The organism is Ideonella sp. B508-1 (assembly GCF_000333615.1).
In the GTDB taxonomy this organism is placed as follows: domain Bacteria; phylum Pseudomonadota; class Gammaproteobacteria; order Burkholderiales; family Burkholderiaceae_C; genus Ideonella.
Map to the genome: position 1 here is coordinate 1 of NZ_BADL01000113.1, position 12,174 is coordinate 12,174.

The window sequence follows — 12,174 nt, forward strand, 5'->3', positions numbered from 1 at the left end:
GTCGGCCAGCACATTGGTGACCTCACCCCAGACGCGGTCGATCTTCTCGAAACCGGTGCGCAGGCGGTCGCGCACGGTGTGGATCATCCAGGCGATGAAGGGCAGCGGCACCAGGGTGACCAGGGCCAGCCAGGGGTTGATCGAGAACAGGATCACCGAGGTCATGCCGATCATCAGCACGTCGGTGATGAAGTCCAGCGCGTGCAGCGACAGGAAGACGGAGATGCGGTCGGTTTCGGAGCCGATGCGGGCCATCAGGTCCCCGGTGCGCTTGGCGCCGAAGTAATCCAGCGACAGGCCCAGCAGGTGCTCGAAGGCGGTGGTGCGCAGGTCCGCCGCGATGCGCTCGGACACCAGGGCCAGCAGGTAGGTCTTGGCCCAGCCCAGGCCCCAGGCCAGCAGCGCCGCCCCCAGCAGGCCCGACAGCAGCAGCATCACATAGTGCGGCTCGATCCGCTGCCCGTTCTGGAAGGGGATCAGCACCTCGTCCATCAGCGGGATGGTGAGGTAGGGCGGCACCAGCGTCGCCCCGGTGGAGGCCAGCATCAGCAGGAAGCCGGCCAGCAGCTTGCCCTGGTAGGGCCGGGCGAAACGCCACAGCCGCAGCAGCACCCAGGTCGAGGGCGGGGTGTTGAGCTCGCGGGTGCAGATCGGGCACTCGTCGCTGTCGGGCGGCAGGGGCGCGTGGCAGGACGGGCAACGGGTCGGGTCCTCGCCCTCGGCGGCCTGGCCGGTCACCAGGGCCTCCATCACCTGCTCGAAGCGCCGGGCGAAGCGGATGGCCTGCACATTGACCGCCAGGGTGAAGTGCCACAGCGCCAGCCGGGCGGCGGGCGAGACCAGCTCCAGCGTGCCGACGCCGGCATGGTCGCGGTGGCGCAGCTGCAGGCCGGGCTGCAGGGCATGGGACGTCCATTCGGCGGTGCCATGGGCCCGCGCCAACAGCCGTCGCTCGGTCAGCCGCAGCTCGCCGCTGCCGAAGCGCTGGTCCTCGGTGAGGTCAACCGTGAGACTGGCCAGGACGTTTTCCCCTGGGCTCAGCATGGGCATGGCCAGCGCCGGGGTCCCGGCGGGCTGTTCTTGTTCTGGATGGGCGTGGTGCATGGTGTGGATCGATTTTCGGCGATTCCGCCACGCCCCCCAAGCCCAAGCACACCGCTTCCCTGCCCTCGCCACGCAGCAAGCGCCTCACCCGGCGCACAATTGTCATCTGGCGGCCACAGACCGCCCATCTCCCCCACTGTCCGTCCCCCCCCGTCCTCCCACCCCATGAGCGACAAGAAAAAGGCCATCGAGCTGTTGCGCACGACCTACCTGCGCGGCCCCAACATCTGGACGTACCGTCCCGCCATGGAGGTCTGGCTGGATCTCGGCGAGCTGGAGGACTGCCCCTCCAACCTGCTGCCGGGCTTCACCGACCGGCTGCTCAAGCTGCTGCCGGCCCTGGAGGAGCACCACTGCGGGGTGGGCGAGCGCGGCGGCTTCATCCAGCGCCTGCGCGAAGGCACCTGGGCCGGCCACATCCTGGAACACTGCGTGATCGAGCTGCTCAACCGCGCGGGCATGCCCACCGGTTTCGGCCAGACGCGCTCGGTCTCGCAGCGCGGGGTCTACCGCATGGTCTTCCGCGCCCGCGACGAGCAGGTCGGCCGCACCGCCCTCACCCAGGGCCACGCCCTGCTGATGGCGGCCATCAACGACGAGCCTTTCGACGTGGAGGCCGCCGTGGCCGCCGTGCGCGAGGCCATCGACGACTGCTACCTGGGCCCGTCCACCGCCTGCATCGTGGCGGCGGCCACCGAGCGCGGCATCCCGCACATCCGCCTGAACGACGGCAACCTGGTGCAACTGGGCTATGGCGCCCGCCAGCGCCGCATCTGGACCGCCGAGACCGACCTGACCAGCGCGATCGCCGAGAACATCGCCTGCGACAAGGACCTCACCAAGACGCTGCTCAAGGCCTGCGGCGTGCCGGTGCCCGAAGGCCAGATCGTCGCCAGCGCCGCCGAGGCCTGGGAGGCTGCCCAGGACATCGGCCTGCCGGTGGTGGTCAAGCCCAGCGACGGCAACCACGGCCGCGGCGTTGCCCTGGACCTGCGCCAGCAGGCCGACATCGAGGCCGCCTTCGCCCTGGCCGACAGCCACGGCAGCGAGGTCATCGTCGAGCGCTGCATCCCCGGCGACGAGCACCGCCTGCTGGTGGTCGGCGGCCAGGTGGTGGCCGCGGCCCGCGGCGAGAGCGCCTGGATCACCGGCGACGGCCGGAGCACCGTGGTGCAGCTGATCGACAGCCAGATCAACGCCGACCCGCGCCGGGGCACCACCGAGGACCACCCCTTGAACCGCCTGAGCGTGGAAGAGGACGAAGTCATCCGCCTGGACCTGCAGCGCCAGGGCTTTGCCCCCGGCGACGTGCCGCCGGCCGGCCGCCGGCTGCTGGTGCAGCGCAATGGCAACGTGGCCATCGACTGCACCGACGAGGTCCACCCCGAGGTGGCCTACGTGGTCAGCTTGGCCGCCCGCGCCGTGGGCCTGGACATCGCCGGCGTGGACCTGGTCTGCGAAGACATCGCCCGCCCGCTGGCCGAGCAGGGTGGCGCCATCGTCGAGGTCAACGCCGGCCCCGGCCTGCTGATGCACCTCAAGCCCGCCGAAGGCACGCCCCGCCCGGTGGGCCAGCAGATCGTCGAGCACCTGTTCCCCTCCGATGACGAGGACGCCCGCCCCGGCCGCATCCCCATCGTCGGCGTGGCCGGCAGCGCCGACAGCACCTTCATCGCCCGCCTGGTGGCCCGCCTGGTGCACCTGAGCGGACGCCCCACCGCGCTGGCCTGTGCCGATGGCCTGTTCCTGGGCCACCGCCGCACCGAGAAGGCCGGCAAGCAGTACTGGGACGCCTGCCACCGTCTGCTGATGAACCGCGAGGCCCAGGCCGCCGTGTTCGAGAACCCCGCCTCGCTGATCCTGGACAACGGCCTGCCCTATGACCGCTGCCACGTCGGCCTGGTGACCGACCTGGGCGGCCATGAGGCCCTGGCCCACCACGACATCACCGAAGCCGAGCAGCTCTACCGCGTGCTGCGCACCCAGATCGACGTGGTGCTCTCCGACGGCGTGGGCGTGCTCAACGGCAACGACGAGCGCGTCGCCGACATGGCCGGCCTGTGCGACGGCGAGGTGCTGTTCTACGCCTGCGAGGGGGCCGACGGCCTGCCGGCCTGCGTGACCGAGCACCTGGGCCAGGGCGGCCGCGCCGCCGTGATGGCCGGGCAGCGGGTGAGCCTGCGCAACGGCGCCAGCGAGCAGGGCGCCATCGAACTCGGCCAGATCCTGCAGCGACGCGGCCAATCGGCCGGACCGGGCCGTCTGCAGGCCCTGCTGGCGGCCGTGGCCACGGCCTGGGCCTTCGGCATCTCGCCCGAGCTGATCGCCGCCGGCATCGAGACCTTCGAACAGCCGCTCGCCTGAGTCCCCTGCCCACCGACGTCGGACAAGACCCGAACATGGACATCTCCCGCATCCGCGCTCTCCGTGGCCCCAATCTGTGGAGCCGCCACACCGCCATCGAGGCCATCGTCACCTGCAGCGAGGCCGAACGCGCCCTGACCACGCTGCCGGACTTCGAGCCCCGGCTGCGCGCCCTCTTCCCGGCCCTGGGGCCGCTGCGCCGCCAGCCCGACCAGGCCTCGCTGGCCCATGTGCTGGAGCTGGCCACCCTGGCCCTGCAAATCCAGGCCGGCTGCCCGGTGACCTTCTCCCGCACCACCGAGACGGTGGAACGCAACACCTTCCAGGTGGTGGTGCAGTACAGCGAGGAAGACGTGGGCCGCAAGGCGCTGGCCGCCGCCGAGGGCCTGGTCCAGGCCGTGCTGGCCGGCGGCAGCTTCGACGTGGCCGCCACCATCGCCGAACTGCGCGAGCTCGACGAGGACATCCGCCTGGGGCCCTCCACCGGCTGCATCGTGCATGCCGCGGTGGCCCGCGGCATCCCGTTCCGGCGCCTGACCAGCGGCTCGCTGGTGCAGCTGGGCTGGGGCGCCAAGGCCCGTCGCATCTGGGCTGCCGAGGTCGACTCCACCAGCGCGGTGAGCGAATCCATCGCCCAGGACAAGGACCTGTGCAAGACCCTGCTGAGCGCCGCTGGCGTGCCGGTGCCCACCGGGCGCCCGGTGGACAGCGTGGACGAGGCCTGGGAGGTGGCCCAGGAGATCGGCCTGCCGGTGGTGCTCAAACCCCAGGACGGCAACCAGGGCAAGGGCGTGACGGTCAACGTGGCCTCGCGCGCGCACCTGGAGATCGCCTACCGCGCGGCCGAGGAGATCGGCCATGTGATGGTCGAGAAGTTCCTGCCCGGCAGCGACTTCCGCCTGCTGGTGGTGGGCCACAAGCTGGTGGCCGCCGCCCGGCGCGACCCGCCGCATGTCATCGGTGACGGCGTGCAGACGGTGCGCCAACTGGTGGACGAGGTCAACGCCGACCCGCGCCGCGGCACCGGCCACGCCACCTCGCTGACCAAGATCCGTTTCGACGAGATCGCCGTGGCCCGGCTGGAGCTGCAGGGCCTGAGCCCCGAATCGGTGCCCGAGAAGGGCCGGCGCGTGGTGCTGCGCAACAACGCCAACCTGTCCACCGGCGGCACCGCCACCGATGTGACCGACGAGGTCCACCCGGATGTGGCCGCCCGCGCGGTGGCCGCGGCCCAGATGATCGGCCTGGACATCTGCGGCGTGGACGTGGTGTGCGAAAGCGTCGGCCGCCCGCTGGAGGAACAGAGCGGCGGCATCGTCGAGGTGAACGCGGCCCCGGGCCTGCGCATGCACCTCTCGCCCTCCTTCGGCAAGGGCCGGCTGGTGGGCGAGGCCATCGTGGACCACCTCTTCCCCGCCGGCGAGGACGGCCGCATCCCGGTGGTGGCCGTCACCGGCACCAACGGCAAGACCACCACCGCCCGCCTGATCGCCCACCTGTTCGCCGCCAGCGGCCTGACCGTGGGCATGACCAACACCGATGGCGTGCACGTGGACGGCCGCCAGACCGACTCGGGCGACTGCTCGGGCCCGCGCAGCGCACGCAATGTGCTGATGCACCCGGACGTGGAGGCCGCCGTGCTGGAGACCGCCCGCGGCGGCATCCTGCGCGAGGGCCTGGGCTTCGACCGCTGCCAGGTGGCGGTGGTGACCAACATCGGCGCCGGTGACCACCTGGGCCTGAACTACATCACCACGGTCGAGGACCTGACGGTGCTCAAGCGGGTCATCGTGCAGAACGTGGCCCCGCAGGGCTATGCGGTGCTCAACGCCACCGACCCGCACTGCGTGGTGATGGCCCCCACCTGCCCGGGCGGCGTCATCTACTTTGCCGCCGACCGCCACCACCCGGTGCTGGCCACCCACCGCGCCCAGGGCCGGCGCAGCGTCTTCGTGGACGAGGGCTGCATCGTCGCGGCCGAGGGCAACTGGCGCGAGACGGTGGCTCTGGCCGACATCCCGCTGACCCGCGGCGGCGCCATCGGCTTCCAGGTCGAGAACGCCATGGCCGCCGTGGCGGCCGCCTGGGGTGCCGGCCTGAGCTGGGACGCCATCCGCGCCGGCCTGGCCAGCTTCGTCAACGATGCCGACAACGCACCGGGCCGCTTCAATGTGATGGACTACCGTGGCGCCACCGTCATCGCCGACTACGGCCACAACCCGGACGCGATGCGCGCCCTGGTGCAGGCGGTGGAGGCCATGCCCGGCCAGCGGCGCTCAGTGGTCATCTCCGGCGCGGGCGACCGCCGCGACGAGGACATCCGCGAGCAGACCCAGATCCTGGGCCAGGCCTTCGACGATGTGATCCTCTACCAGGATGCCTGCCAGCGCGGTCGCGCCGACGGCGAGGTGCTGGCCCTGCTGCGCCAGGGCCTGCAGGGGGCGCCGCGCACCAGCCATGTGGAGGAGATCCACGGCGAGTTCGTGGCCATCGACACGGCCCTGGGCCGTCTGCAGCCGGGCGACCTCTGCCTGGTGCTGGTGGACCAGGTCGAGGAGGCCCTGACCCACCTGGCCCAGCGGGTGAGCGAAAGCACCCAGGCCAGCGCCAGCGCAGAGTGAACCGGGTCGGGGCCGGCGCTCAGGCCCCGGCCAGGGCCCCCGCCGACACGGGGACCGGATCGGCCAGGACGACGGGGTCCGGCCGCAGCCCGACATCCAGTCCGGCCTGCGCCAGCAGCACCTCGGGCGACAGCAGTTGCACCAGCAGCGGCTCGCCCCAGGCGGTGTCGCAACGCAGCAGGTGGGTCACCCAGGGCGCGAAGTGCCGGAAACCGGCAGGCGCCTGGCCCAGATCCCGCGGATCGATGTCCGCCACCGACAGCACATCGTCCACCTTCAGGCCCAGCACGGGCAGGTCCGCCTGCCCGGGGTGGCGCAGCACCAGCACCGTGCCGTCGCCCGCCCGCGGGGCATACGAGACGCCGAAGAGCCGGCGGGCGCACAGCACATGGACCAGGCGCGCACCGGCGGCGCCCTCCACTTCCAGCAGGCCCACACGGGCCTCCTGGCCCTGTGGCGGGCTCACCAGCCCCTGCGTCGTCCGGGCCTCCACCAGCGCCTGGCTGGGCAGGGCGTAGCAGCCGGCCCCCACCTGGAAGATGGCCAGCTCCCGGCTGCGGCTGTCCGCCCGCAGGGTCGGGGGCTTGAGGGCGGCATCGCTGTAGGCCCGGCGGCGGCGCTCCACCGTCCCGAGCAGCAGCCCGACCACCACCCGCACGCCATGGTCGTAGCCATCGGTCTGGCGGAACTCCCGGTAGCCGCGCCCCGTCACCCGGGCACACAGGAACTGGGTGTCGCCATGCGCGACGATGGCCTGGTCGCCCTCGAAGCCTGTCAGGACCGGGGCTGGCTCGGCGGTGCCCGCGTGGGCCAACACCCGGCCCTGGGCATCGACAAAGGCCGCCAGGCCGGGGCGGTCGCCCAGGATGTCCTGCAGGATGGCGCGCAGCTCGCGTTCGGCATGGAAGACGATGGCGATGCCGCCGACGATGCGACGCTCGTCCACCGGGTCGCGCACCGCGGCCAGGTAGGTGTAGGTCGGGCCGTGGGCGTGCCAGGGCGTGTCCTCGAAGGCCGTGACCGCGTAGGCCTGGGAGGACGACAGGGCCTGCACCTGGCGGCGCAGCGCCTCGGGCACCGCCTGGCCCACCAGGGCGCCCGGCGGGGCCTCCCCGGAATGGGCCTGGATCACGCCCTGGGCATCGAAGACCACCAGCCGGCTGTAGACCGTGTAGAGGCGGTTGATGTGCTCCAGCACCGCCGTCATGGCCGGGCGCGCGGCCTCGCGCTCGTCCTGGGCCAGGGCCTGGCGCAGCACCGGTGAGAGGGCCCACCAGCGGCAGTCGTTGGCGCGCTCGTAGAGGTTGCGGTCCAGGATGTCGCTCATCAGCCGCCCCAGCTCCTGGGCCCGCTGGCGCCCGCGCGCCAGCGCGGTGTGGCCGATGTCCTGGATGGCCTGCTCCACCCGGGCGCGGGTGCGCACGCCGGCCTCGGCGACCTGGCGCAACACGGCGTTGAGCCGCAGCCGGTCGTCGTGTTCGCCGCGCGCCATCAGGCGGCCGTTCCAGACCACCCGGCGCAGGTCGCGGTTGATTGCGTCGGCGTCGTCGCGGATGGCCAGCAGCTCGGCATGGGCCATGGCCCCCTGGGCGACATCATCCTGCTGGCCGTCATCGGCGGTGCGCGCACTGAAAGCCGTGAGCAGCGACACCATGGCCACCGCCCGCCAACCGGTCGGCCCCGGATAGCCCTGGTAGGGCGTGCCGCGGCAGGCCAGCCCCAGGTATTCGCGCCCGGCGAAGTTGATCAGCTGCACCCCGCCGACCTCGGCGCAGGCCAGGTGCACGCCCAGCGGCACATGGGCCTCGTCGTTGCTGGCGATCACCCGGCCGGCCGGGTCCAGCAGCATCAGCGCGACCTGCTGGCGCCCGCCCGCCTCGGCGAACAGGCGCAGCATCTCGTCGGCAAAGCGAAAGCGCAGCACCAGCACCCCCAGCACCGCCCCCTGGGGGGATTGGATGCGGTGGGCATAGCACAGGGCCGCCGCTTCGCCCGGGGCCGCCAGATCGCTGGGGCCGAAGCGTTCCACATGGGCCGGGGCGGCCAGGGCCTCGGCCACGATGGGATCCTGCGTGTGCGGCGCCGCGTCGCCCGACAGCCGCAGCAGGATCTCGCCGCTGGGCGAGCACAGCACGATGTCGTCGTAGACGCTGTACTTGCGCTGGTATTCGCACAGGCGCGCCTGCATGGCGGCCTGTTCGGTCTGGCGCTGGGCCAGGGGGGCCGCGCAGAAGGCCCGCACCCGGTCGTCGGTGGCCAGGAAGCCCACGTCGGCGGTGCGCTCGTAGAGGTTGCGCACCAGGATGTCGATGGCGCAGCGTGCCTTGGCGCCCAGGTCATCGCTCAGCTGCGCCAGGGTCTCATCGGCCATCTGGGCGATCAGCCGGGCCTGCATGGACTCGAAGCGGGTGCGCGTGCCCTCCAGGATGGGCAGGATGGGCGCCGCCTCACGGGGGCAACTGATGGCGGCGCTGGACTCGATCCAGCGCCAGGTCATGCCGAGGTCGTGCAGATCCCGCTCGGCAACCAACACCCGGCGCATGTGCGCGACCAGGTCTTCAGGACAGCTCATGGCAACCCAACTTTTGGTTTGTGATTGCGCGGATTCTTGGTCCTGATCCGGCCAGCCAAACCCGTCAGTTGAACCGGAACTGCCCCCCAATCCTGGCCAGCGCCCGGCCTGTGCCACACTGGGCCATGGGCCTTCTGCGCAACACCACGGCCGACGACCGCTGCCCGCGGTGCGGCGGCGCCTTCCATTGCGGCGTGCAGGACAGCACGCCCTGCCCCTGCAGCACGCTGACGCTCAGCGCCGAGTTGCAGGCCGCGCTGCGCACGCGCTACAGCGGCTGCCTGTGCCTGGCCTGCCTGAAAGCACTGGCGGCGGGGGCCCCGCTGGAGCCGCCCGCCGCCTGAAGCCAGATCGGACCGGAACTCAGGCCGCCATCAGGCCTGGGGCGCCGGGGTGCGGATCAGGTGGTCGAAGGCCGACAGCGCCGCCTTGGCCCCCTCGCCGGTGGCGATGATGATCTGCTTGTAGGGCACGGTCGTCACGTCCCCCGCGCCATACACGCCCGGCACGCTGGTGTGGCACTTGGCGTCCACCACGATCTCGCCGAACTTGGACAGCTCCAGCGTGCCCTTGAGGAACTCGCTGTTGGGCACCAGGCCGATCTGCACGAACACGCCTTCCAGCGCCACCGTGTGCTCCTGGCCGGAGACGCGGTCCTTGTACTTCAGGCCGTTGACCTTCTGGCCGTCGCCGGTGATCTCGGTGGTCTGGGCGTTCACGTGGATCTCGACATTGGGCAGGCTCTTGAGCTTGTTCACCAGCACCGCGTCGGCCTTGAGCTGGTCCGCGAACTCCACCAGCGTGACATGGGCCACCACGCCGGCCAGGTCGATGGCCGCCTCGACGCCGGAGTTGCCGCCGCCGATCACCGCCACGCGCTTGCCCTTGAACAGCGGGCCGTCGCAGTGCGGGCAGTAGGCCACGCCCTTGGTCTTGTACTCCTGCTCGCCCGGCACGTTGACATTGCGCCAGCGCGCGCCGGTGGCCACGATCACGGTGCGGCTCTTCAGTTCAGCACCGTTGCTCAGCTTGACGGTGGCATAGCCCCCGGCCTGGGCGGCAGGCATCAGCTGGTCGACCTTCTGGTTGGCCATGATGTCCACGTCATAGACGCGCACATGGGCTTCCAGCGCGGCAGCGAACTTCGGGCCCTCGGTCTCAGGCACGGAGATGAAGTTCTCGATGCCCAGGGTGTCCAGGGTCTGGCCGCCGAAGCGCTCGGCCACGATGCCGGTGCGGATACCCTTGCGAGCGGCATAGATGGCCGCGGCCGCGCCGGCCGGGCCGCCGCCCACCACCAGCACATCGAACGGGGCCTTGGTGGAGAGCTTGGCGGCGTCGCGGGCAGCCGCGCCGGTGTCGATCTTGGCCAGGATCTCGGGCAGCTCCATGCGGCCCGAGCTGAACATCTGGCCGTTGAGGTAGACCGCCGGCACGCCCATGATCTGGCGCTCCTCGATCTCCTGCTGGAACAGGCCGCCGTCGATCGCCACATGGCGGATGCGCGGATTGAGCATGGCCATCAGGTTGAGGGCCTGCACCACGTCCGGGCAGTTGTGGCAGGTCAGGGACATGTAGGTCTCGAAGACGAAGTCGCCTTCGATGGCCTGGATCTGCTCGATCACGTCGGCCTCGACCTTGGGCGGGTGACCGCCGGCCCACAGCAGTGCCAGCAGCAGCGAGGTGAACTCGTGGCCCATGGGGATGGCGGCGAAGCGCATGCCCATGTCCGCTCCGGCGCGGGTGATCTGGAAGGAGGGACGGCGGGCGTCCTGGCCGTCGAAGCGGGCGGTGATCTTGGCCGGCGCGATGGCGGCGATCTCGCTCAGCAGGTCGCGCATCTCGGCCGAAGCCGGACGGTCGTCGAGGCTGGCGATCAGCTCGATGGGCTGGGTGATGCGCTCGAAGTAGGCCTGGAGCTGGGTCTTGATGCTGTCGTCCAACATGGCGGTGTCCTTTCTTGGCGGTGTTCAGGCGTGGTCGTTCCGACCCCGTTGAAAGCACCCGCAGGACGTGGCCGGGGACGCTTTCAACAGGGCCTGAGGGGCCCGCGCGAGGGCTGTGCGCCCTCGCGGTGGTGACGGTAGGAGGCAGGCCAGGCGCCTGCCTTGCCCTGGGTCATCAGGTGGAGATCAGATCTTGCCGACCAGATCGATCGAGGGAGCCAGGGTCTTGGCGCCTTCGTTCCACTTGGCGGGGCACACTTCGCCCGGGTGGGCGGCGGTGTACTGGGCGGCCTTCAGCTTGCGCACGGTTTCCTTGACATCGCGGGCGATCTCGTTGGAGTGCACTTCCATGGTCTTGATGATGCCGTCCGGGTTGATGATGAAGGTGCCGCGCAGGGCCAGGCCTTCTTCCGGGATGTGCACGCCGAAGGCGTTGGTCAGCTGGTGGGTGGGGTCACCGACCAGGGGGAACTTGGCCTTGCCGACAGCGGCGGAGGTCTCGTGCCACACCTTGTGCGAGAAGTGGGTGTCGGTGGTCACGATGTAGACCTCGGCACCGGCCTTCTGGAATTCGGCGTAGTTGTCGGCCGCGTCTTCGATCTCGGTCGGGCAGTTGAAGGTGAAGGCGGCCGGCATGAAGATCAGCACGGACCACTTGCCCTTCAGGGACTCGTCGGAAACGTCGATGAATTCGCCCTTGCCGCCACGGTTGACGAAGGCGGTGGTCTTGAACGGCTGGACCGGGGTGTTGATCAGGGACATGCGTTGCTCCTCTGCAGGGGTTGTTGAGGTGAAAAACGGTACAGGAGGAATGTTAGGCCGCCGTGATCATTTCGTGGATTGATTGATCGAATGTGACCAATTAGTCCGGACTATCACCCCCCTGGGCCTGGGACTGGTGCAGACGGGCATACAGCCCGCCGCGGGCCAGCAGCTCGGCATGCCGCCCCTGCTCCACCACCCGGCCCTGGTCCATCGCGACGATCCAGTCGGCCGACTCGATGGTGGACAGGCGGTGGGCGATGACCAGGGTGGTGCGGTGGCGGGCCAGCGTGCCCAGGGCCTCCTGGACCTGACGCTCGCTCTCGTTGTCCAGGGCCGAGGTGGCCTCGTCGAGGATCAGCACCGGCGCATCCTTCAGGAAGGCGCGGGCGATCGCGATGCGCTGGCGCTGGCCGCCGCTGAGGTTGATTCCGTTGTGGCCGCAGGGTGCGTCCAGCTGCTGGGGCAGACGCTCCACGAATTCCCAGGCATGGGCGGCGCGGGCGGCCTCCAGGATCTTCTCGCGCGGCAGGTCGGGCCGGCCATAGGCCATGTTGGCCGCCACCGTGTCGTCGAACAGCACGACCTGCTGGCCCACCCAGGCCAGTTGCTCGCGCCAGCTGCGCAGCTCCAGCCCCGCGATGTCGTGCGGACCGTACTGGATGGCGCCCTGCTGCGGGCTGTAGAAGCGCGCCAGCAGCTGGGCCACCGTGGTCTTGCCGCTGCCAGAGCTGCCGACGAGGGCCACCGTCTGGCCTGGCGGCAGGGTCAGGCAGAAATCCTGCAGCGCGGGCCGCTCCTGCCC

The 12,174-nt window shown here is 70.8% G+C and carries 8 protein-coding genes; 3 read left to right on the forward strand and 5 right to left on the reverse strand.

Going from position 1 to position 12,174, the window contains the following annotated elements; genetic code table 11:
* The coding region (locus I73_RS04805; RefSeq protein ID WP_022979569.1) for an ABC transporter transmembrane domain-containing protein at positions 1-1,104 on the reverse strand (1,104 nt) is incomplete at its 3' end.
* A 165-nt stretch (positions 1,105-1,269) separates the two neighbouring features.
* Here I73_RS04805 and cphA (I73_RS04810) point away from each other — a divergent pair.
* Together cphA (I73_RS04810) and cphA (I73_RS04815) are read left to right on the forward strand one after the other, a co-directional pair.
* Positions 1,270-3,468 carry a cyanophycin synthetase gene (gene cphA, locus I73_RS04810; protein ID WP_022979570.1) on the forward strand — a complete coding sequence of 733 codons (2,199 nt, stop codon included), beginning with the start codon at positions 1,270-1,272 and terminating at the stop codon, positions 3,466-3,468.
* 35 nt (positions 3,469-3,503) lie between these two features.
* Positions 3,504-6,089, forward strand: coding sequence for a cyanophycin synthetase (gene cphA / locus I73_RS04815; protein ID WP_022979571.1), 2,586 nt, complete (start codon positions 3,504-3,506; stop codon positions 6,087-6,089).
* Between the two features lie 19 nt (positions 6,090-6,108).
* Here the strand turns inward: cphA (I73_RS04815) and I73_RS25985 are convergent, their stop codons facing one another.
* Positions 6,109-8,661 (reverse strand): chemotaxis protein CheW, encoded by a 2,553-nt coding sequence (locus I73_RS25985; protein ID WP_051049023.1) that lies wholly within the window; start codon positions 8,659-8,661, stop codon positions 6,109-6,111.
* Between the two features lie 125 nt (positions 8,662-8,786).
* On the opposite strand from I73_RS25985, the gene I73_RS04825 reads away from it, so the two are divergent.
* Positions 8,787-9,005, forward strand: coding sequence for a cysteine-rich CWC family protein (locus I73_RS04825; RefSeq protein WP_022979573.1), 219 nt, complete (start codon positions 8,787-8,789; stop codon positions 9,003-9,005).
* 30 nt (positions 9,006-9,035) lie between these two features.
* Here I73_RS04825 and ahpF read toward each other — a convergent pair whose 3' ends face one another.
* From ahpF to I73_RS04840, 3 genes are all read right to left on the reverse strand, one after another.
* A complete protein-coding gene (gene ahpF / locus I73_RS04830; protein ID WP_022979574.1) occupies positions 9,036-10,607 on the reverse strand; it encodes an alkyl hydroperoxide reductase subunit F in 1,572 nt (523 codons plus the stop codon).
* A gap of 186 nt (positions 10,608-10,793) precedes the next feature.
* Positions 10,794-11,369 (reverse strand): alkyl hydroperoxide reductase subunit C, encoded by a 576-nt coding sequence (gene ahpC / locus I73_RS04835; protein ID WP_022979575.1) that lies wholly within the window; start codon positions 11,367-11,369, stop codon positions 10,794-10,796.
* 100 nt (positions 11,370-11,469) lie between these two features.
* Positions 11,470-12,174: ABC transporter ATP-binding protein (locus tag I73_RS04840; protein ID WP_022979576.1), on the reverse strand; the 705-nt coding region annotated here is incomplete at its 5' end.

What these genes read in the sequence shown, in the direction of transcription:
- ahpC (WP_022979575.1), bottom strand. Translation starts at nt 11,369, where the DNA reads ATGTCCCTGATCAACACCCCGGTCCAGCCGTTCAAGACCACCGCCTTC.
- ahpF (WP_022979574.1), bottom strand. Translation starts at nt 10,607, where the DNA reads ATGTTGGACGACAGCATCAAGACCCAGCTCCAGGCCTACTTCGAGCGC.
- cphA (WP_022979570.1), top strand. Translation starts at nt 1,270, where the DNA reads ATGAGCGACAAGAAAAAGGCCATCGAGCTGTTGCGCACGACCTACCTG.
- I73_RS04825 (WP_022979573.1), top strand. Translation starts at nt 8,787, where the DNA reads ATGGGCCTTCTGCGCAACACCACGGCCGACGACCGCTGCCCGCGGTGC.
- cphA (WP_022979571.1), top strand. Translation starts at nt 3,504, where the DNA reads ATGGACATCTCCCGCATCCGCGCTCTCCGTGGCCCCAATCTGTGGAGC.
- I73_RS25985 (WP_051049023.1), bottom strand. Translation starts at nt 8,661, where the DNA reads ATGAGCTGTCCTGAAGACCTGGTCGCGCACATGCGCCGGGTGTTGGTT.